We start from the raw sequence: 20,788 nt of genomic DNA, 5'->3' as shown, positions 1-20,788 counted from the left end.
CGCTTTTTCCGTACCAAATGAAACACAAAATAGTCGATGACGCGTTAAAAATAAACGGTACAATGAATAAATTAATCATACAGGAATGACTTTAATGAAGGATCTGACTCAGGGGAAAATCGTTACACACCTTATTACTATGGCCGTTCCGATGGCGATTGGCATGTTTATCCAGATGCTGTATTTTTTGGTAGATCTGTATTTTGTTGGTGCGCTGGGGGCAACGGCGCTGGCAGGCGTGAGTAATGCGGGCAGTGTGTTCTTTTTTATTATGGCCCTGACTCAGGTTTTAAATATTGGCTGTGGTACTTTAGTGGCCCATGCGGTTGGCAGAAAGGATCGCGCGGAGGCCAACGCTTTATTCCATCAGAGTATGTTGATTGCCGCGTTTTGCACTGCGGCGTTTGCCGTACTTGGCTATGTATTTGGGCATCTGTTTTTTGAGTTCATGACGCCTGATGCCGCGACTCGCCAAGCCGCAACAGACTATTTTTACTGGTTTCTGCCCGCTCTATTACTACAGTTTGGGCTCACCGTTATGGCGGCGGCACTGCGCGGAGCGGGTGTTGTTAAGCCCGTTATGCTGATTTCGATGTTGGCGGTGGTCCTGAATATTATTTTGTCGCCCATTTTGATATCCGGCTGGGGCACCGGCAATGCCCTGGGCGTGACAGGGGCTGGGTTAGCCAGCTCTCTGTCTGCGCTCGGTGCTATGGTGATGACGCTGTGGTACTTCATCAGAAAAGTCGATTATCTGTCTTTGCCGAATAGGGCGCTGCTCCCCGATCGTAAGCGGATCCTCCAGGTTATTAATCTGGGCTTACCGTCAGGTGGTGAGTTTTTACTTACTTTTATGTACATGTCAGTGATTTACTGGGCGCTTAGTCAGTTTGCTGCAAGTGCACAGGCTGGGTTTGGATTGGGTGTCCGGATCATGCAAGTGCTTTTCTTACCCGTTATGGCCGTTGCATTTGCTGCTCCTGCAATCGCAGCCCAAAACTATGCTGCTGGTAAATATGACCGGGTACAGCAAACCTACCGCTATACCAGTTTACTGACCTGTGCGCTGATGGCCATACTTACCCTGGGCTGTCTGATTAATGCAAGCTGGTTTTTTGCTCCATTTAGCGATGAGCCTCAGGTCATTTTGGTTGCCGCGACGTTTTTAGGATATGTCTGTTTTAATTTTGTCCCTGCGGGTTACACCTTTACGGCCTCAGGTATGTTTCAGGCGTTGGGTAATACCTGGCCGGCGTTATACAGTACCGCCAGTCGGTTTGTGCTGTTTGCAGTGCCAGTTGTCTGGCTGGCAGGGCAGCAAGACTTTGAAATCGAGCAGATCTGGGTATTTTCTGTTTCGACTGTGTATTGTCAGGCTGTGATCAGCTATTGGCTGTTGCGTCGAGAAATGCATAAAAAACTGGCGCTAAGCGAAGCCGAAATAATGCCACCGCCTGTGCGCAGTTAACCGTGCAGAGGCATTAGCATAAACACTTCTGCTTGGACTATCCTTAAAGTGCAGTCAATGAATTGATGGTCACCGAGGCTCAGGAGACAAGTATGCATAAAGGTGAGGTGGATTATGGAGAGCGACATCCAAAAGTAATCATGATTTGTGATGATGCGCACGAAATGGTGGGTGTTTGCAAAGTTATCAGTTCTCAGGTTACGGCGCTCAGAACGTTAGAGGGCACACACGATGCTCATAAAGTGATCCAAGCGGGCAAACCGCCTGTGCTTATTTTTGCTATGCTGCATGTTAAGGCGAGCATTGAGTCATACAGTGCTTTGGCGCGCAGGGGCGTGCTAGATTATCCGCATAAGAGTATTTTGTTATGCGAAAATAAAGAATCGGGGGTTGCCTTTCGGTGCTGTATCAAAGACATATTTAATGACTACTTTGTCTTTAAACCTATGTATGAAAATTATCGGCTCAGGATGATCTTACATAATATCTTGCAGCAAGCGGAAGACACTCAGCAGATTACTGAACTAAAAGAAGAGCACTTTGGCCGAATAGATAACGGGCTGAAACAATTGATTGATCAGGCGGCTAACTATCGGGTTAACACTGAGCAGTCTTTCCTGCAAGCCAGAGCATCATTAAACGAAGCGCAAGAAGACGACGAAATAAAAGCGCAAATGTTACAGCAGCTAAAAGAAAAACATGTCTTGCCTTTACTGGACATGTTGCAGCAGCAGTTGATCAAAGACATCCAACAGATCACGCAGCAACTTAATGACAGTCACTTTACCCTCAATGAGCTTGTCGACATGTTCAATGGCTCACAGGCATCGGTATTTTCGTCGGTTCTGGACCATGGTGGTGCGCACAAAGAAGCGCTAGAACATGCTGAGCGGGCCCGTGTTGAGCATGAGCCAGAGTCACATGAGCATGAGGTACATGAATCCGGTGCACAGCCTCATGGTTCTGAGGATCATCATGGCGACCACTCAGATCATGGTCATGGCTTTGATGCTGCGCATGCCTTCGATGCTGCGCAGGTGTCTGAGCCTGTGATGCCCAGAGATAAACGGATCATGATAGTTGAAGACAATGAAATCTATCGCGAGATGATCTCAGGCATACTGCGTGAACAGGGGTTTTCGGTCGATGGCATGGAAAACGGACTGGCCGCAATCAAAGAGCTGAGAAAGCATCGCTATGATATGATTTTCATGGACTTATTTATGCCGGGCCTGGATGGCTACAATACCACAAAAAATGTCCGGGCTATTGAACATTGCCGTGGCATACCCATTGTGGCGCTCACCAGTAACCGTAACAAAGACCTGATCCGGAAATGGGCTTCGCTGGGTCTCGGTGGCTATATTGTGAAGCCATCAACCAAGCGCAGTATTCTGGATGCGGTAAACAAGCTGTTAGGCACGGAATGTGCCTGATCCTCTGCCGAGATCGCATGTCACGTTGTGTGAGCTGGGTTAATTAATCAACGCGTTAAGGGCTTTGACTTCCTGCGCTATATTGATCAACAGCGAGCGACAATGTTGACGGTCGGCTGACAGGGCTGCCTCTTCGAGCTGAGCCAGGTATTCACTGCACCGCTCTGCGCCTATGGCCCGGGCAGATGTTTTAAGAAAATGCGCATGTTCCTTTAGCTCTGGATAAGCTGCGTTGCTGTAGGCGCTTAAGAATAGCTTGCAACTGGACTCGGCCTGAGTGACAAAGTCGCGCTGAAATTTTGCTATGGTGGGCAAGTCTTCGCCAATCAAATCTATCAGCGTTTGTTGATTCAGTCTGGTTAGCTGTGCGTTGTTACTTTCCATACCATTTCTCTATGACGGTTTTAAAACGTTCGAGCTGAACGGGCTTGCCAATGCAATCATTAATGCCGTACAAGTGGCAGTTTTCTAATTCATTTTTAATCGCTGCGCCAGTCACTGCCACAATTGGAATGGCCTTGAGCGCCAGCTGCTTTTCGGTCTGGCGAATACGCTTCGCCATCTCATACCCGTCAACAACCGGCATGTGGCAATCGGTGAGGATCAATTTGAACTCTTCCTGACGCCAGCTTTCAAACCCCTCTTGGCCGTTTTCTGCGAGTGTGCAGGTGTAGCCTAACTTCGCCAGCTGTTTGACCATTAAGTTTTGATTAAAAGTGTTGTCTTCAACCAGCAGAATACCCGGACGAAGGTCCCTTACCGTACCCGGTTCGTCAGTACCTGCATGTGTGCTGCCGGGAACCGCTGGCAGGGGAACATTCGAAATAGCTTGTTGATCTGCTGTATAAGTAAGTAGATGCATCGCCTGACGCGTGATGCCATAGCGGGTTGTCAGATCAATATTCAGAAACGTTGCATCTGGTAGCAAGTTTTTCAGTTGTTCGGTAAAACTACTTTGGTGGCAGATTAATACCCTGTGTGTTTTAAGTGTTTCCTGGTAGTCACCTAATTGCACAAGGTCCTGTTCTGAAAGAATAAAGCAGCATATTAATGCCTTGTCCGAATCAGGCGGAGGCAGTTGTTCTAAGTCCACCTGGTGCAGGTGTACTGCTAACCCTTCCAGTACTGAATATGGATATGACTCTGGCGGATTAAGGTGAGCGGGCGTGATATAAATGTCCTGGAATAAAGCTGTGTCGCAGTGATGTGAGAATCGGTGGATCGGAATACTGACTCTGAAAATACTGCCGCGATCCACTTTACTTTTTAGTCCTATGCGTCCGCCCATCAGGTTAATGATTTGCCGCGAAATGGCCAGCCCCAGGCCCGTTCCACCATACACCCGGGTGGTTGATTTATCGGCCTGGGTAAAGGGGTGAAAGAGCTTTCTCTGGGTCTTTTCATCAATACCGATACCATTGTCTTTCACTAAAATACAGAGCTCGCCCTGACTGTGACTTTGGATCTGCCAATCCACTTCAATGACGACATTACCGCTGCCTTTGGCTGGGGGACCACTGAACTTAATGGCATTGCTGAGGAGGTTGAAGAGTACCTGACGGATCCGGTTTTCGTCGCAGTAAAGCATCGTGGGCAGCTGCTGTGACTCAACGACCTTGAGACTGACATGGCGCTTTTCGGCATTGGAGGCAAAGGTCAGCAGTACATTATGCAGCGTTTTTGAAATATCAAATTCCCTAAACTCTAACTCTAACTTGCCTGCTTCTATCTTGTTGATATCCAGAATATCATTCAGAATGTCGACCAGATTCTTAGCGGAGACGGATGCGGTTTCGAGCAGCTCCATCTCTTCAGGATCATGCTTTTGCAGTGAGAGCAGCTCTAGTGAGCCGATAATGGCATTCATCGGTGTTCTCAGCTCATGGCTCATCATCGCTAAAAAGTCAGATTTTGCGCGACTTGCGCGCTCAGCTTTAGTAACAGCACATTTCAGATCTGATGTGCGGGCTTTGACGCGTGTTTCAAGCTCGGCATTTAATTTGGAAAGCTCCATGTTGGCACGATACACTTCGGATTGATCGACACAAACACCATCAAGGCGATAATTGTTGCCATAATCATCCTGAGCAACCACGCCTTTGGCGAATATGTGCAACTCCTCGTTACTAGGCAGGGTAGCCCGAAATACCTGTTCAAAATCATTGCCGCTTTCAAGGGCTTCTTTGAGTCCATTTGAGACACGTTCACGGTCTTGCGGGTGAATACGTTCAAGCCACTTTTCATAGCGTCCGGTATCTTGTGCTGCCAAATCAAAGATGGAACTGGTTTGCGGGTCCCAGTCCCAATACCATTGAGCGTTTTTTCTGATCACACTCCAGGTACCGACTTTGCCAGCTTCCAGAGCTATACGTCGACTTTCATGGGCACTGTTGAGGTGGATGAGCATTTGTTTTTCCTGGGTGCATTCACGCAAGGTACCAAACAAGCTCAGATGATCACCGCAGCCGTGGCGCTGATCGCCACTGAGTTCAAACCAGTGTGGTACAGCGTCTATTAATACACGAAATTCAAATTTTAGCCGGACGTTAGACTGAATATGTTCCTCAATGAAACTCAGTGCCAGTGGACGGTCATCTTCATAAATTAAATTGGTAAAATCATGCCAGTCGGTTAATGATGGGCTGTGCAGAAGTGTACAAAAAGTCTGAGAAAAGTAAGGGCGTTCAAAGGTGGTATCAACCTGCCACACACCTATGTCACCACATTGTAGCGCCAGTTCAGCCAGCTCACCGAGATGTGGCAGGTGGTGATGGCTAATTGGATTAATGATCAGGCAGGTCTCAGCGCGGAGGTGGTTACTGACAATAATATTGAGTCGCACGCCTGAGGGTAAGATGGCGAGCGCCGAGCTGCCCGCTGCCTGGCTGAGAAAGTCACTGTCCGCTTCGCCAGGTTCTGCAATTTGGCACAGATCAAAAAAGCAAACAGGTTGCGTTTTGTGATTGCTCAACTGCAGGAGTGTCTCTGTAGCCTGGTTGAATTCAATTACTTGCCATTGACTGTTTACGGTAAGTATCGCGAGATCCAAACTCTGGATATCCATTTCTTTTCCCTGCCTGACTATGCCTAACTTTATTATTGTCCAATTTGCGACGATTGGGGAAAAATCGACTCAGATAATGCGGCGAAGTGTCATTGTGCGTGTTCAGAGGTATCTGGCACAAGCCATGCTAATAAAGTGCCGTATAGGGAGTAGGCTTAATGATGTCTGTGCCCTGAAATTGGCCCCCGCATCCGGAGGCCAATGCTGACATAACTTAGAACTTGCTGGCAGGTGGCCACTGTGAGTTCGCGATTTCGTCTTCCCCGACGGCACTGTTAGCCTCAAGGCTGATAGAGTGAGGTGTATCTGTTTTGGGAATAGATACCTCTACAACATAATTGTTGTGTGTATCGGTTCTGATCTCCTCCATCACAGCCATTAACTCACTCAGGTTATTCACTCGCCGTCCTTCACCACCAAATGCCTGGGTAATATTGGCGATTTTCCAGGCTGGTAAATCATTGTAGCTGTAGACCGTGTCGAGCAGTTTGTCCTGATAATCAACCGGCGGTGTTCGGAAAGGGTTAGGGTTGACCAGGTATTGCTCGATACCGTAAATACCGTTTGCCAATACAAACACGACGGTGTTTTGTCCATAAGCATGTTGGTCAGCAACGGCCTGGCAGGTTTCATGGAAGGCTCCATCACCAACGACAACAACCGCACGTTTATCCGGGAAGGCACATTTAATTCCCGTGCCGGCAGGTACAGAATAGCCGATGGACAGCCAGGCAGCCTGAGCAACAAAGCCATCTTGCGCTGGTATTTTTACACTTTGTGCACCAATCAGCGGGAAGCCCGCATCTACGACCAGAACATCATCTTCATCAAGCCATTGGCTGAGGGTAGCAAAGAAGCTGTCATAGCCTAGCTGGGCTTCCGCTGTTGCGCGCTTCATCAGTGGTTTTTGCATACGCAACCCTCTTAAATTGGCGGGTTGCTGCTTTGCCAGTGTAGTGAACTCCTCAATCAGACACTGTAGGTAATCTTTAAGGGTCGCAGAGGCATAATAGTTGGCACCAACATATACCCCTCCTTGCGCAGCGAGCACAGTGCGGCTGCTGCGAATATCCTGATTGCCGGTATCTTTGCCTGTCGTCCAGGCTCCAACCCCAACTAAAATCCCGTCTTCTCCAACCAGAGAATCTACTTCGGAGGGACTCATGGTGACACAGCCTTCAAACCAGGGGTGGGTTTCAGCAATAACCGATTTACTTAATGCAGAGGTGACAAAGTGAATATGCCCTTCGGGCACCGTATGACTGCGATTGATTACTTCAAGTAATTCCAAAAAGGTATTTTGCAGGCCAAAACGTTGTAGCTCTACGCCTGCCCAAAAAATACTTTTTGGCTGGCTAAGCATCAGCTCTACCGTTGCTTTAGCTGCCTGCTGTGCTTCGCTGACGGTGACGCTGGCTGGATTATTCAGTGCAAGAGGCTGAGCAGGTTTGATGCACTCTGCCCGCCAGACATCTTCACTGACTTCGAAATACACGGGTCTGCGCTCTGACAGTAAAGCTGCCAGGGCTGAATCAATTTGATAAGGCGCCTGATTGGCATTGGTGATACGTTCAGCCGCGACGGTGACTGGTCTGAACATGTGAATATCGACAAATTCGTAGCCGGTGGTGTGTGAGTAGAGCAGTCCGGCATTCTTTGAGATCTGCTCTTCTTTGTTGGTAGGAGCCCCGTTTATCAGGATAACTGGGACCTGTTCAACGAAAGATCCGGCAATGGTGTTGAGCAGGCTAAATGCGCCTACGCTGTAGGTAACGTACAAAGCACTTGGGCCTTTTAATCGGGCATATGCATCTGCAGCAAATCCGGCACAAATTTCATTGGCATTGCCATTAATTCTAATCGGTGAGTGATTGTCAGCCAGTATGGTGTCGAGTAAAGCCGCAGTATAGTTGCCGGCGACACCAAACATCTGGTCGACGCCAATTTCTTCCAGTCGTGCTTTGAAATAGTCCGCGACTGTAAAATGATGCGTTATTTGAGTCATAGATTCTCTCCTGGGCAAGCTTGGCAGGTGTCTCCTGCCTGTAGGTCGTGAGGGCACCTGAAACAGGTGCCCAATGCAGGATCATTTAAGGTCGAAGTAGCTAAGGTTCACACCCAGCACGTTTTCAACCTCTGATGGTTTCTCAACCGGGGCGCTACCCGCTGAGAAGTTTGGCTCAATATATTGATTGATAAGCTTGCTGGCGTTTTCTTCATAGGCAACTTTAATGGCTTCGGATGAGCTGATGTGTGTCGTTTGCTCATACACTTCGCTTAGCGGCTGGAGTCCAAATCCTTGCTTGAGTGCGAGGTCGGTAGAGCGCAATGCACCTTCTACCCAACCCTGGTAGTCAGAAAAGGCTTCACCACAAGTAAACAGGTTTGGCAGGGGCTCTGTGAGTTCAGCCATCACTTGCTTGTCATCAGCACCCACCGCCCATTGGTGTACACCAAAGCCAAATTGTTGGCTTGGTGGCACATCAAAACGTACACCACCTTGCCAGATCCGTGCACTGGTCAGGATTGGCTCCGGGACGTAGTGTGTATTGAAAATGTCTTTGAAGAACTTAGTGGCTTGTTCAACTACCGCGGTTGATGCTGGATAGATATCACCCGGGATATCGGTGACATAGTCGTCCTGGTGTGGGTGGTGATAGGTCTCTCCAATATTCTGCAGCGCGCTCCAGAAATTAATGTTCAGGTAGTCACAATATATTGTTAATGCAGCGGGGCGCTCATATTTTTCACTGCTGATATGATCCAGTTTTGCCTGGGTGCTTTGTGATGGTTCGGTTTTACGCTCCTGATACATCAGGGCCGCAACCAATTCTTCGTTTACTGCATAAAATGGGTATACCGAGCCGGTCGGCAGATCGGCAAAGTTGGGTCCAAACTCGACGGCAGGACGTCCGGTGGTGCCGCGTCCCAGTATGGTGTCGAGTAAAGCCGCAGTATAGTTGCCGGCGACACCAAACATCTGGTCGACGCCAATTTCTTCCAGTCGTGCTTTGAAATAGTCCGCGACTGTAAAATGATGCGTTATTTGAGTCATAGATTCTCTCCTGGGCAAGCTTGGCAGGTGTCTCCTGCCTGTAGGTCGTGAGGGCACCTGAAACAGGTGCCCAATGCAGGATCATTTAAGGTCGAAGTAGCTAAGGTTCACACCCAGCACGTTTTCAACCTCTGATGGTTTCTCAACCGGGGCGCTACCCGCTGAGAAGTTTGGCTCAATATATTGATTGATAAGCTTGCTGGCGTTTTCTTCATAGGCAACTTTAATGGCTTCGGATGAGCTGATGTGTGTCGTTTGCTCATACACTTCGCTTAGCGGCTGGAGTCCAAATCCTTGCTTGAGTGCGAGGTCGGTAGAGCGCAATGCACCTTCTACCCAACCCTGGTAGTCAGAAAAGGCTTCACCACAAGTAAACAGGTTTGGCAGGGGCTCTGTGAGTTCAGCCATCACTTGCTTGTCATCAGCACCCACCGCCCATTGGTGTACACCAAAGCCAAATTGTTGGCTTGGTGGCACATCAAAACGTACACCACCTTGCCAGATCCGTGCACTGGTCAGGATTGGCTCCGGGACGTAGTGTGTATTGAAAATGTCTTTGAAGAACTTAGTGGCTTGTTCAACTACCGCGGTTGATGCTGGATAGATATCACCCGGGATATCGGTGACATAGTCGTCCTGGTGTGGGTGGTGATAGGTCTCTCCAATATTCTGCAGCGCGCTCCAGAAATTAATGTTCAGGTAGTCACAATATATTGTTAATGCAGCGGGGCGCTCATATTTTTCACTGCTGATATGATCCAGTTTTGCCTGGGTGCTTTGTGATGGTTCGGTTTTACGCTCCTGATACATCAGGGCCGCAACCAATTCTTCGTTTACTGCATAAAATGGGTATACCGAGCCGGTCGGCAGATCGGCAAAGTTGGGTCCAAACTCGACGGCAGGACGTCCGGTGGTGCCGCGTCCCCACCAGGCAGTGTCGTAATAGAGATTAATCTTCAACAGTGGCTGGTTTGAGGTGGATTGCAAAGTGTTCCACAGTTGTTCTGAGCGCTCTTTATCCAGCGTGTTAAACGCGTTAGAGCGAACAAAAAGTTTTTCCAGTGCTAATCTGGGCAGGGCAAGAATGACTTTTTCGGCGGTGACTTTACCTTTGTGGCTGCGTCCGCTGTCGTCTGTGTGGAGGTAGTGCAGTTCGTAGTGATTGTTTTCTTCTACAAAAGAGATCTCTTCAATACTGGTTTGCAGGTGGATGTTGTCAGTGCCTATTTTATCGACTAATGAATTGGGCAGTGTGCTGAATCCGTCTTTAAAGGTTTTAAATTGCACTCCAGCCGGAAAGTCTTCCAGCAACTGATAAGCTACGCCGGCATTCATCTGTGACAGGAAGGTGCCATTGAAGCCAAGTACACGGTACAGCATGTTTATGCATTCCTGAGAGTAACCCATGGCCGTGTAAAGGTCCCATAACGTCCACTCATTGAGCGTTTTGCCTTGCCATTGGCATTCCAGCCTGAATGCCTGCCAGAATTCCGGGCCTCTTACTTCAGGTCGGGCTTTAAACTGAGGATTAGCCTGAAGGATTCGGTTGAAGACCACATTCACAATGTCCTTAGGATTAACGCCCTGCTCAGATGGCGCAAGATTATAAAGCTCAGACCAAATCTGATAGTTATCTTGCGCTGCGGTGTTAACGCTGAAGCTTTTACCACGGAAAAATAATCGGTTATCGCCGCCGCTGTTCATGGGAAAGGGCACTATCTGGTCCTGGAGGTCAAGGTTCAGGAACAGCGCCATCAAGTCATCCATGCCATCGAATAAAAACCGCATGCCACCTTGTTCTTCTTTTACTGTAATCGTGGGGGGCGTATCACTGCGTTGATTTTTGAATTGAATTAAATCTGAATCCAGTCGACCGCCGGTGCGATTAGATCGCTCAAAGATTGCCAGGTTGTCACAGCCTGATTCATTTTGTAGCCGCCATGCACTGTATAATCCGGCCATACCAGCCCCTACAATGGCCACTTTCAGATGCTTAGGGAGGCTTTTGTCGCTGATCTCATTGCCAAAAGAATAATGCGTCATAGTAGTTCCTTAATTCGTTATTTACCGTTTTTTGTCACAAACGACGGCAACAATCTTTACGACGACTTCTGTTCAGTTGTGTGGGCTTGTTATCGCTGTCTTTTGGTGAAGACCTGAAAGGCATGAGCCAAAAATAGAGAGCAGCCTTATTACAATGCTGACACCAAAAAGACATAATCCACATAAAATGTAGCACAGGGGTTAATTTTTATATGGTTTGTGTCCAAAAAATCACAGTAATTACACTAGGTCTCTGAATATAAAACAGTTAAATTTGTCACCTGACTAATTCTATCCACTATGTCTGCTTTTAGGGGACTTGAGCCCGCTAAAGAAATATTGCACACTCATGACGGGAACACCGTGCTATCCGGTGCCAGAACCGTTTTTGCAAGAGAAGGAACGATGCGTTATCTGCTCAATCAGGTTGAAATAGACTTACTTAAAGGCACCGCAACCACACACGAGGCATCGCAAGATATTCGTGCTAAGACATTGGCGGTGCTGAAAATATTGATCCAACATTCAGATCAGGTGGTGACCAAAACACAGTTGTTGGAAACTGTCTGGCAGGGGGTGGTGGTTCAGGAACAAGTGTTGGTTCAGTCTATCCGTGAACTGCGTGAAATTCTGGGCGCAGATTGCATCAAAACACATCCCAGAATCGGTTATCAACTGGCTGTGGCGCCAATTCCCATTCAGGGATCTAAAGTGACCGACAAGTGGCGTTTTGCTGTGGTGTCGGTCGTGCTTATGCTTATCATCAGCGGACTGTGGCTAAATGGGATGCACGCAGTCAATCAGCCTGAGACACGATATCCTACCGTTGCGTTTCTACCGGTAGAGAACGCCATGCTCGACGATGTGCATGCTGCTGTGCCTTTGCATGGTCTTGCCTATTTAAGTGAACACACTCAGGCAGAAGGGGGGTTGCCCGTCGTTGCGGCAGAGCATGTGTTAACAACTTTATCTCACAGCCCCTGGTATTCCAACGATACTGCGCAGATCCGGTTGTCCCGACGCCAGGATGTGTTGCAACTCCAGGAGCGATTGGGAGCGGATTTACTGGTCGAAACCCGTCTTAGTGGCTTTCCGCAAGATATGCAGTTGCAATACACGCTGCACTTTAATCGCGGGGCTGAACAAGGCGTGGTCTTTGCGTCGGGCCCTGAACTGGCCTATCAGGCGTTGATAGCGCGGCTCGCGACGCGATACGGCGAACATGACCAGAGATTAGACGTACAAAGCAATCTGGATTTCAGCAATGAGGCCTTTGCCCGGGGCTTGCAGATGTATTTATCGCGCAGCTATCAGGAAGCGATTGCTTTGTTGCGCTCTGCCTTGCGTCACGCTGCCGATCCCTTGACGGTCAGGCGTTACCTAGCGGCAAGTCTGGCAAATAATGGCGACGTAGCGGCAGCGTTGTCTCTGTTGCAGCAAAATATTGTGGCAACCGGCGATGACGTCGTGACTCGGCGTGAGCGCATGCGTGCCAATCTGATGATGGGTTATTTGCTCATCAACTGGCCTCAGCAAACAGATCGTGAGCACGAGCTGAGCAGGGCGGAAAAGTACATAGCGACTGCGCGTGAGCAGGCCAGTGATAATTCGGATCATTTATTTATTGCTTACGCGCTGGAAGAGCTGGGTAAGATAAAACGTATGCAGGGTCGATATAGCGAGGCTTCTCGTTTATTGCACTCAGCGCTGAGCTATCATCAGCGCTTTGATGCGATTTATGGCCAGACCAATGCATTGATTGAGCTGGCTCGGATTGCAACTGAGCAGGGAGAGCATCAGGAAGCAACGCGTTTATTTGCGCAGGCACACCAGGTGGCTGAGGCCAGTAACGCCGTCCCTAACCAGATTTGGATCTGGCTGGCGCAGGCTGATTTGCTGCGCCAGGCTCGTCAGGTTGAGCAGGCAAATCAGCTCGCATTACGTGCCAAAGCCTTAGCCAAAAGTGCAGATGATCCGGTGTTGATTGAACGTGTTGAGGCCTGGTTTGCCAAAGCCCCTATTTACACGGTCAACTAAAGGCACAGTACCGCGCTTTTACAGGCTACAATAGTCTTCATACCCTGAGGATGGCACGGTATCTTTGTGGCGCACATTCTGTTTGCGTAATTGTTCAACCTGCTTGCCGACCTCATTGACTGCGACAATCTTATCTTTGACGAAGTAAACCCAGTCAACGTCCTGATAGTACTGGCGCATCTCGTTGGAATTGACGATTTTATTGGGGTCAAACCATTGGTTAAAGTTTATCGACATTGCGACTTCCGGGTATACGTCGCTGCCATGCTCCGCGTACAGTTTGCCGTTAATGTAGTATTTCAGCGTGTTGTTGCCAACTTGCAGCACCAGCGTGTTCCAGCCTTCCAGCGGGTTGATGTCGTAGTCATAGGCGTTAACCTTGGTCCAGGGCGTGAGCTGAAAAGTTTCCCAAGAGGTTGCGAACAAGGCATGGCGATCGGTGCCCCATCCTCCATTTGGCAGGTACTCAAAATCCATTTCACTGTAGTTCTTGTCCATAGGGGCGGCCAGTGGGCTGATCGCATAAAAAGTCTGGATCACTCCGTCACCGTCTGGTCCATATTGGGGTCTATCGGTAAAAAAGACCCGTGCGGCATAGGTCCCTTCAAGGTATTTTCGTTTATGGCATACCTGTACATGGCGGGTATTTTCGGCACTGCCATCGGTTTTTGAGGTTAAGCGCATGACCTGGTTATCCGGATTATGTGGATCAGCATGAAAGGTCACGCCTTCATGCCACCAGGTGGCATTTTTTATGCCGGGATGGCCGACGTCTGAACGCAGTTGCCAGCCATTATCTTGTGCTTGCTCAAAACGCGTATAAGTGAAATCGTCAAACATGATTTGGACTGGCTGAGCACCCAGAGGTTGGCTGGTACAGGCGATCAGCATACTGGCACCTAAGACTGAAAAAGAAAAAAAGACGGGGTTTTTCATCGCGTATTCCTTGTTGTTATTGGACAGCACCAGCGTTGACCGAAACAGCAGGATATACCAGTTAAAAACGCTTAAATTGATAAAAGCGCGCTTATTAAAAAATATTAAATGTTTGATTTTAGTAGATTGAATTTAAAAATGAGCCTTAGCTCTTCCTTAAGCAGGCTCATTGGGCTAGTAAGCTGTGTTAATTTTGTACCTCAACTTCCTGACCATCGGTCAGTCGCTCTGCGCCGCGTACCGCAACTCTGTCTCCTGCGATAAGCTGATGGCTTGGCTTAGGGGTAATGGCCACGCGCTGGCCCTGACCCTGGCCGACTGTCACGGGGATTTGTGTTGCCGTGTTACTGGCATCGATTTTGACCACATGAATACCTTGTTTGCGCAAGATCAGTGCATCACGATTAACTAATAATGCCCGGTTACTGGCTGCCAGTGGCACTGATACATCTATCAGTTGCCCGACTGCCCAGTGTTGCTGGTTATCTGACTCACCTGGCTGGTCGAGCATTGCACGCACTTCAAAGGTTTGCGAGCGCGGATCGGTGGCTGGGATCACGGCACTGACCTGCGCGGTTGTGGTTTGCGGGGCATCCAGATTTCCGGCACTCACAGGTAAGGATTGGCCAGTGCGCACATAGCTGAGGTATTTCACGGGTACATACAGGCGCGCTTCAAGCTGGTGGATGTCTACCAGGTTCAGTAATTCATCAGCCCGGCTGACGTCTCGACCGGCGCGATGGTAACGTTTGCTAATGATGCCTGAGAATGGGGCTGTTACCGTTGCCCGGTTGAGTTGATCTTCAATCACCCTGAGCTCAACTTGCGCCAGCGCGATATCTGAGAGCACCAAATCATGGGCATTTTGTACTTTGTCTACCTGACTGGCAGCAGCACTACTGGTTTTAGCCAGTTCAGTCAGGCGTGCGAGTTCTTGCTTCTGAAATCGCAAATTCACTTGGGCGCGTTTGAGCATCTCCAGCTGGCGTGCTTTTTCAAGTTCAAGCGGCAGGGTATCCATTCGCACCAGCACATCACCTTTACTAACTTCCAAACCGGGCTCTGCAACGTAGTGCAACCGGCCAGACACACCGGCCGTGATGACCATATCACGCTTGCCATGTAAGGTCCCATTGACGGCCAGTTGACTGGTAAGCTGGCCCTGAGATACTGGCTCAACTGTCACAGGCTGGGCTGCGTTAACCAGCTGACTGAAGCTGATGGCACTGGTCAAAAGGACGGTGACCAGAGCGTGTTTATATTGACTTGCAAACATTGTGGACTCCTACTGATTCGCGACCAGATTTAACTGAGGTTTGTTGTTATCGTTATTGACCTTCGAGGTCGGCTGTTTATCCGAACCAAGCTGTAACAGACTGGGCATCAGGACCAACGTAAACAGGGCACTAATGGCCATGCCGCCGACGATAACTGTGGCAAGGCCACGATAAATCTCTGATCCAACGCCGGGCATCAGCATCAGCGGTAGCATGCCGAACAGGCTGGTCAGCGTACTGAGATAGACTGGTCGGGCGCGCATCAAGACGGCTTGCTCGACGGCATCGCGGCGGCTCATACCCTGCGCTTGTGCATGGCGGGTTTGATCAACCAGTAAAATAGCGTTGTTGACTACCAGGCCCAGCAAGATGATAAAGCCGATCATGGTGAGCAAGTCCAAAGACTGGAAGGCAAACAGGTTGAGCACATAGAGTGCGACAACACCACCAGCAATGGCCAGTGGCATCACGAGCAGCACCAATGCACTGTCGCGGACTGATTTAAATAATGCGGTCATCAATAAAAATAGAATGAACAGAGCGAGGAAGAAATTGAGGGTCATTTCTTCTATAGCGCTGTTCATTTTTTGCGCATTGCCACCGAGGATCACACCGGCTGTTTCAGGTAATTGTGCTTTGATCTTAGGCATTACTTGTTCGGTCAGGATTGCCTGTGCTTGCTGCAGGCTCATTTCTGCTGGTGGTGTGACTATGATGCTGACTGTACGGCGGCCATTGATCCTTTGGAGTTGACTGGGCCCCACGGTACGGGTGACATGGGCAAGCTCGCCCAGTGTCTGGATCCCGGCATCTGGCGTGAACAAAGGCAAAGCTTTGAGCTCTTCCGGTGTTTTCCACGTCTGGCCTCGTAAAATAACGTTCATTCGCTCGTTACCGTTAAAGTACTCATTGATAAATAGCCCGCCGGTAAACGCTTGTACCGCCTGTGAGACATCCTGACGAGTCAGCCCGGCCTGAGTAATACGGCGGTCATTGGGATGCAACCTGAGCTCCGGCTCTGCCATATCCAGGCGAGGCTGTGGTCGCGCAGTGGCGTCAGGCATTGCAGTTTGTACCGCTTGCAGGGCAACTTCAGCCCCGGCAACCAGGTCGTCCATATTTGGCCCGGTGAGTTCGATGTTGATATCGCGACCGTCACCGCCGTTGGCAATGTTGATCATCGAACCCCGGAAAAAGAACACCTGAGTATCTGGCAGATCGATAAAAATTTCTTCCCGGGCCACTTGCATCAACTCCTCAACACGCTGCGGATCTGAGGAGTAAATAAACCCACCGGCATTGGCGCCAAAAATGTAAAAGTTGAAGTCTTTGATCCCGGGTTGTTTGTCGCCATGATAGTAAGGCATTAGTCGCGCTCTGACGCGTTTTAGCAGCTCCTCTTCCATATAAGCCATATTCCCTCCAGGCGGCGTGACCAGATTGAAGAAAAAGCCATCTGTCGGCGCGCGTGGCATGAAATCAGTTTTTGGCAACATGGTCAGGGTGACGAGCGCAGAGCCGCCGAGTAAGGCACAAACCCAGCTGAGTTGCTTTAACTTACTGTTGGTCAGACGCATGATGAGAGCGGTCAGTTTGTGCCAATAGTATTTGTAAGGATCGGCTTGTGTTTTGCTATCAGGCAAATAGCGGTTGGCGACCGGAATAATGGTCAGGGCGCATAACAAGGAAGCGACAACAGCGATGGAGAGGGTCAATGCCAGGTCGGAAAATAATTGCCCTTCAATACCTGCCATGAATAAGATGGGCAAAAAGATGGCGACGCTGGTGGCTGTAGAGGCAAATAGGGCACCGGCAACCTGCCCCGCACCGCGTAAAGCCGCCTTATAGTTGTCAAATCCGTTAGACTTCAGACGAGCGATATTTTCCTGCACTATGATGGCTGCATCCAGCACGAGCCCGACTGCAAAGGCCAGACCTGCCAGAGAAATTACGTTCAGGCTGCGCTCGAACGCATTGAGTGCTAAAAAGGCGACCATCAGAGAGACTGGGATGGTCGCTGCGATGATCAGCGTGGTTTTTATCCCTCTAAAGAACAGCCAGAGGATGGCAAGGGATAACAATACGCCCAGTCCGAGGTTGCTCTTTACCAGCAATAATGCATTTCGAATATGGATCGAGGCATCGTAGCTGAGCTCTATCGCAATGCCTGCTTCGGGCAGCGGGCCTGCGTTTAGTTCGGCTATTGCCTGGTTGATGCCATCAAGCAGGGCCACCGTATTGGCACCATTAGCCCGGGAAACGGTGATATAATAGGCCGGTTTGCCATTACGGCCACTCATCGCCCGGCGGTCGGAGTAAGTTTCGGCAACGGTAGCGACATCACCGAGGTAGATGGGGCGATCCTGAGAATAGCCAATACGCATTTGCAGCATATCCTGAAGATCATATTGACCGGTAAAGCGCACAGTGTATTGACGTCGCCCTACATCGGCCAGGCCCCCTGAGGTGTCTCTGGAACTGGCCAGAGTTTGTCTGATCTGTCCTAACGTGAGCCCCAGAGCGGCTGCTTTGTGAGGATCAAAGGTAATGCGCAGCTCTTTTGGCCGCTCGCTGGCAAGGTTAACCCGGGCAACGCCCGGAATGCTTGCAAGGCGCGGCTCAATGAGTTCTTCAATGGTTTTTTGGTACTGTGCCATATCCAGGTCTAAACCATCACCTTGGTAGTTTAGCGGGGTGACGAGCAAAGAGGCCGCATTTGGTCCGGCGGGACCACCATTACCACCAGCACTGACCACAGGGTCAATGGCGTCTAATGGCAGTGGCGGCGCCTGATTTAGGTTAGTCAGTACATCCAGCATCGCTTGCTGCATATCAGTACCGACGGCAAAAGTTAAGGAGATAAAGCCGTTGCCACGGTTGATGGTGGTGTTTACCTCCAATGCGCCGGGCGTATTTTTAACCGCATTTTCGAGTGGTTCTATGATAACGGATTCGATTTCTTCGGGAGCCGCTTCCCGCCAGCCAGAAAATATGGTTATTTGTGGTTGTTCTATATCTGGCGTAAGTTGGATCGGTAACTTAAAAATACTGAGAATGCCAAACAGTATTAGCAGCACCAGGATCACGATGACAGCGGCAGGGTTTTTCAGTGAATTGCGTGTCAGGTTCATAACAACGTCCAAGTGTTGAGCTTCACTGTGCAGTTTAATGAAATGACAAAAAACTGCTAGCGTCAGGTAAGCTCCTGTTTTTGAATTTCACGACAAATAGCAACATATTAGCGGTGATTGACCAAGCTGTAATACCTTGTAACGATTTCATCGATTTAGACACATTTTAGACTACCACAGCCCCGCGCCTTCTGAGTGTTTTTTGAACGAACGCCGTATTAAGTACGCTTGGCTCAGTGCGGGTAAAAATGTATTGGGTGAGTCATTGATTTCCTAATCCAGATCAGAAAATGTCATGAAAAAAACGGTGAATTGACTACTTTTTGACAATAATTTCCGGTAAGCTTCGCGCGCATTCCGAGGTACGATCCCAATTTAGTATGGGAGAGACCGAACGGACCAAGATGAATTGAGCTTAGAAGGAGAGTTGAGATGTTTGTTGCGTTGAAGTGGGATCACCAGATAGGGGCCCATTTTGTTTCCTGGATTGTCGTTGAGTGTTCGGCCATAAGAGAAAAATTTGGCTTACCTCAGGCCCTGCCACCGCGTCGTGATGTCGCCTATTTTGTCGACCCTGCCACAGCTGAGGAAGACGCAAAAGCATTCGCTGACTATAAAAACGGTGTAACTAGCATTGAAACCTCTGGCGACTACGCGCCCTATCTGTCTGATCACCATGGTTACTGCCACTACAGTTGGGATCACACTTACCTGGAAGAGCTGGTCAAGCATGCTGTCTTGTATTGGGAAGATGGTAAACACGCCCGACCGGAGCCGGTGCGCGACGATGTCGCTTACTTTGCCTGCCCTAAAGACTCAGAAGCAGACAGTCGCTTTTTCGCCCAGTATAAATTGCAAACTTCCGCTGAGACACTTGCCAGATCAGCCTAGCTGTAGTGGCCCACTTATAGCGTGGGCCAAAAGCCCAGATTACTGAGCCGCTAATACGTCAGCTGTGGTATACGTTGGATAGCCTGAAGGCTTGAATCGATTGAGGTTAGTCAGGAAACGGCTGTCTTTTACTGGTAAAGTTGCCGAGCCGTAGTCATATTGGTTCAGCTTGTCACGCAATCCCTGATTGTCTATGCCATCTCCCGACATAGTGTACCAGCTGATAATATTTGGCGTAACAAAGCGGTTGTAACCATTTTCAGCCACTTCATTGGATTTGGCGAATCGAAATGCATGGGTCAGAATGCCGTCTTTGTGATAGACAATTTTCAGATGGCCGTTTTCAAAAGGTAACTCATTGGCTGGTTTTGTGTAGAGGTCACCGTGAGCGCTGTAACTGCCATGAGTCACCTGGCCATCTTTAGTCCATACCGCTGCATATTCCCAATCATGGCGGTGGCCACCTCCAAAGTATGGGAATACCTGATCCTTCTTAAAATACATGGCATAGAAGTGACCACAGAAACGACCCTGGTCGGTTTCTTTACAGGCATGGCGATGAACCGTATTTGATGTGTTTAAGAATTGGCTGTCACGGCAATTGCCACCCAGACTGCCTGAGGTTTTTAACCCTGCATTTTGCTGTCCGCTGCGGCTGATCCCTGCACTGGGCAGGCAACCGTCACCATCAAAATCAAATACAGGCTCGGTCCCATTGATTGCATAGCCAGAAGGTAAGGCTTGATCGAGTGCCGCAAAGTCATTTGCCAGCGCCCCGCCGCTCAGCAGGCTGGCAGTGACCAGAGTGAGTGCACGTAAGTTTAGTGTTGTCATGTTTGTTCCTTACATCATAAATTGTCGTCATTGTGAGACGACAATATGACACAAGGGTAAATGTGATGTGAAGTTTTTTGTTTTTTTAGAGTAGATTGTCTGTATCCAGCTTTTTGGCAAAATCTGCCTGAACGATTTCCAGTGCGGCGAGTACCTGCTCTGCCGGTACATTATTTTCTTCCAGCAACATGATCAGATCGACGGCCAGCTTAATGTGCTCAGGTGCGTGTTCTAAGGTATTTTGGGTCATGGCTGAAATTGTTTCTTTTTCGAAATTTGTGAAAGTGCATAATCAACGGCTTCCTTAACGCGTGCTTCCATCTCGGTTCTTTCGTCTGTCGGCAGATAAAACTCCATATCGACATCGAAGCGAATATAGCGAGCAGGTAACCGGTTCAATGCAGTACAACACAGGTCTGCCATGACATCTTCATCATACTTGTGGTCAAGGCCGCGTTCCTCAATATTTTCGAGCACAATCTTTTCGTAATAATTGTGCAAATCATCATGAAGTTTCATCGTCATGCTCCATTTTGAAGTTATTGTAATTGTACAACATAAACCACCTCAGTGGTTAATACCAGCGGCAATTTTTAACGACGGGTGTGTGAATAAA

The 20,788-nt window shown here is 49.0% G+C and carries 14 protein-coding genes and 1 pseudogene; 4 read left to right on the top strand and 11 right to left on the bottom strand.

The window, feature by feature from the left end; genetic code table 11:
* Positions 1-94 precede the first annotated feature (94 nt).
* Together PRUB_RS16595 and PRUB_RS16590 are read left to right on the top strand one after the other, a co-directional pair.
* Positions 95-1,468, top strand: a complete 1,374-nt coding sequence (locus PRUB_RS16595) for an MATE family efflux transporter (protein ID WP_010382551.1) — start codon at positions 95-97, stop codon at positions 1,466-1,468.
* Positions 1,469-1,560: 92 nt separating this feature from the next.
* Positions 1,561-2,904, top strand: coding sequence for a response regulator (locus tag PRUB_RS16590; protein WP_010382549.1), 1,344 nt, complete (start codon positions 1,561-1,563; stop codon positions 2,902-2,904).
* A gap of 39 nt (positions 2,905-2,943) precedes the next feature.
* Here PRUB_RS16590 and PRUB_RS16585 read toward each other — a convergent pair whose 3' ends face one another.
* From PRUB_RS16585 to PRUB_RS16565, 5 genes and pseudogenes are all read right to left on the bottom strand, one after another.
* Complete coding sequence (locus PRUB_RS16585; RefSeq protein WP_010382547.1) at positions 2,944-3,288, bottom strand: Hpt domain-containing protein; 345 nt, start codon at positions 3,286-3,288, stop codon at positions 2,944-2,946.
* Positions 3,278-5,968, bottom strand: a complete 2,691-nt coding sequence (locus tag PRUB_RS16580) for a PAS domain-containing hybrid sensor histidine kinase/response regulator (RefSeq protein WP_010382545.1) — start codon at positions 5,966-5,968, stop codon at positions 3,278-3,280. Before PRUB_RS16580 ends, PRUB_RS16585 begins: the two co-directional genes overlap by 11 nt.
* 214 nt (positions 5,969-6,182) lie before the next feature.
* On the bottom strand, positions 6,183-7,973 hold the full coding sequence (locus PRUB_RS16575) for an alpha-keto acid decarboxylase family protein (protein WP_010382543.1): 1,791 nt from the start codon (positions 7,971-7,973) through the stop codon (positions 6,183-6,185).
* Positions 7,974-8,054: 81 nt separating this feature from the next.
* Positions 8,055-8,897: pseudogene (locus PRUB_RS16570) on the bottom strand (FAD-dependent L-amino acid oxidase); the annotation flags it as partial.
* A 207-nt stretch (positions 8,898-9,104) separates the two neighbouring features.
* Entirely contained in the window at positions 9,105-11,066 is a 1,962-nt protein-coding gene (locus tag PRUB_RS16565; RefSeq protein ID WP_021032748.1) for an FAD-dependent L-amino acid oxidase, read from the bottom strand.
* 300 nt (positions 11,067-11,366) lie between these two features.
* On the opposite strand from PRUB_RS16565, the gene PRUB_RS16560 reads away from it, so the two are divergent.
* Positions 11,367-13,103 (top strand): helix-turn-helix domain-containing protein, encoded by a 1,737-nt coding sequence (locus tag PRUB_RS16560; protein WP_081694291.1) that lies wholly within the window; start codon positions 11,367-11,369, stop codon positions 13,101-13,103.
* Between the two features lie 18 nt (positions 13,104-13,121).
* On the opposite strand, the gene PRUB_RS16555 is transcribed toward PRUB_RS16560, so the two are convergent.
* The 3 genes from PRUB_RS16555 to PRUB_RS16545 form a co-directional block, all read right to left on the bottom strand.
* Positions 13,122-14,039, bottom strand: coding sequence for a glycoside hydrolase family 16 protein (locus PRUB_RS16555; protein WP_010382540.1), 918 nt, complete (start codon positions 14,037-14,039; stop codon positions 13,122-13,124).
* Between the two features lie 187 nt (positions 14,040-14,226).
* Positions 14,227-15,315 carry an efflux RND transporter periplasmic adaptor subunit gene (locus PRUB_RS16550; RefSeq protein ID WP_010382538.1) on the bottom strand — a complete coding sequence of 363 codons (1,089 nt, stop codon included), beginning with the start codon at positions 15,313-15,315 and terminating at the stop codon, positions 14,227-14,229.
* A gap of 9 nt (positions 15,316-15,324) precedes the next feature.
* Entirely contained in the window at positions 15,325-18,447 is a 3,123-nt protein-coding gene (locus PRUB_RS16545) for an efflux RND transporter permease subunit (RefSeq protein WP_010382536.1), read from the bottom strand.
* A gap of 432 nt (positions 18,448-18,879) precedes the next feature.
* On the opposite strand from PRUB_RS16545, the gene PRUB_RS16540 reads away from it, so the two are divergent.
* Positions 18,880-19,338, top strand: a complete 459-nt coding sequence (locus PRUB_RS16540; protein WP_010382534.1) for a hypothetical protein — start codon at positions 18,880-18,882, stop codon at positions 19,336-19,338.
* A 39-nt stretch (positions 19,339-19,377) separates the two neighbouring features.
* On the opposite strand, the gene PRUB_RS16535 is transcribed toward PRUB_RS16540, so the two are convergent.
* From PRUB_RS16535 to PRUB_RS16525, 3 genes are all read right to left on the bottom strand, one after another.
* Complete coding sequence (locus PRUB_RS16535) at positions 19,378-20,172, bottom strand: NPP1 family protein (RefSeq protein ID WP_010382531.1); 795 nt, start codon at positions 20,170-20,172, stop codon at positions 19,378-19,380.
* Between the two features lie 85 nt (positions 20,173-20,257).
* Positions 20,258-20,422 (bottom strand): YbaM family protein, encoded by a 165-nt coding sequence (locus tag PRUB_RS16530; protein WP_010382528.1) that lies wholly within the window; start codon positions 20,420-20,422, stop codon positions 20,258-20,260.
* Positions 20,419-20,691: a late competence development ComFB family protein gene (locus PRUB_RS16525; protein ID WP_010382527.1), complete on the bottom strand. Its 273-nt coding sequence runs from the start codon at positions 20,689-20,691 to the stop codon at positions 20,419-20,421. The genes PRUB_RS16530 and PRUB_RS16525 overlap by 4 nt, the downstream gene beginning before the upstream one ends.
* Between the last annotated feature and the right edge of the window lie 97 nt (positions 20,692-20,788).

The organism is Pseudoalteromonas rubra (assembly GCF_000238295.3).
Classification (GTDB): Bacteria; Pseudomonadota; Gammaproteobacteria; order Enterobacterales; family Alteromonadaceae; genus Pseudoalteromonas; species Pseudoalteromonas rubra.
The sequence above is the reverse complement of the archived record's forward strand: the minus strand, read 5'-3'. Positions and strand labels throughout refer to the sequence as shown.

What these genes read in the sequence shown, in the direction of transcription:
- PRUB_RS16595 (WP_010382551.1), top strand. Translation starts at nt 95, where the DNA reads ATGAAGGATCTGACTCAGGGGAAAATCGTTACACACCTTATTACTATG.
- PRUB_RS16590 (WP_010382549.1), top strand. Translation starts at nt 1,561, where the DNA reads ATGCATAAAGGTGAGGTGGATTATGGAGAGCGACATCCAAAAGTAATC.
- PRUB_RS16585 (WP_010382547.1), bottom strand. Translation starts at nt 3,288, where the DNA reads ATGGAAAGTAACAACGCACAGCTAACCAGACTGAATCAACAAACGCTG.
- PRUB_RS16580 (WP_010382545.1), bottom strand. Translation starts at nt 5,968, where the DNA reads ATGGATATCCAGAGTTTGGATCTCGCGATACTTACCGTAAACAGTCAA.
- PRUB_RS16575 (WP_010382543.1), bottom strand. Translation starts at nt 7,973, where the DNA reads ATGACTCAAATAACGCATCATTTTACAGTCGCGGACTATTTCAAAGCA.
- PRUB_RS16565 (WP_021032748.1), bottom strand. Translation starts at nt 11,066, where the DNA reads ATGACGCATTATTCTTTTGGCAATGAGATCAGCGACAAAAGCCTCCCT.
- PRUB_RS16560 (WP_081694291.1), top strand. Translation starts at nt 11,367, where the DNA reads ATGTCTGCTTTTAGGGGACTTGAGCCCGCTAAAGAAATATTGCACACT.
- PRUB_RS16555 (WP_010382540.1), bottom strand. Translation starts at nt 14,039, where the DNA reads ATGAAAAACCCCGTCTTTTTTTCTTTTTCAGTCTTAGGTGCCAGTATG.
- PRUB_RS16550 (WP_010382538.1), bottom strand. Translation starts at nt 15,315, where the DNA reads ATGTTTGCAAGTCAATATAAACACGCTCTGGTCACCGTCCTTTTGACC.
- PRUB_RS16545 (WP_010382536.1), bottom strand. Translation starts at nt 18,447, where the DNA reads ATGAACCTGACACGCAATTCACTGAAAAACCCTGCCGCTGTCATCGTG.
- PRUB_RS16540 (WP_010382534.1), top strand. Translation starts at nt 18,880, where the DNA reads ATGTTTGTTGCGTTGAAGTGGGATCACCAGATAGGGGCCCATTTTGTT.
- PRUB_RS16535 (WP_010382531.1), bottom strand. Translation starts at nt 20,172, where the DNA reads ATGACAACACTAAACTTACGTGCACTCACTCTGGTCACTGCCAGCCTG.
- PRUB_RS16530 (WP_010382528.1), bottom strand. Translation starts at nt 20,422, where the DNA reads ATGACCCAAAATACCTTAGAACACGCACCTGAGCACATTAAGCTGGCC.
- PRUB_RS16525 (WP_010382527.1), bottom strand. Translation starts at nt 20,691, where the DNA reads ATGAAACTTCATGATGATTTGCACAATTATTACGAAAAGATTGTGCTC.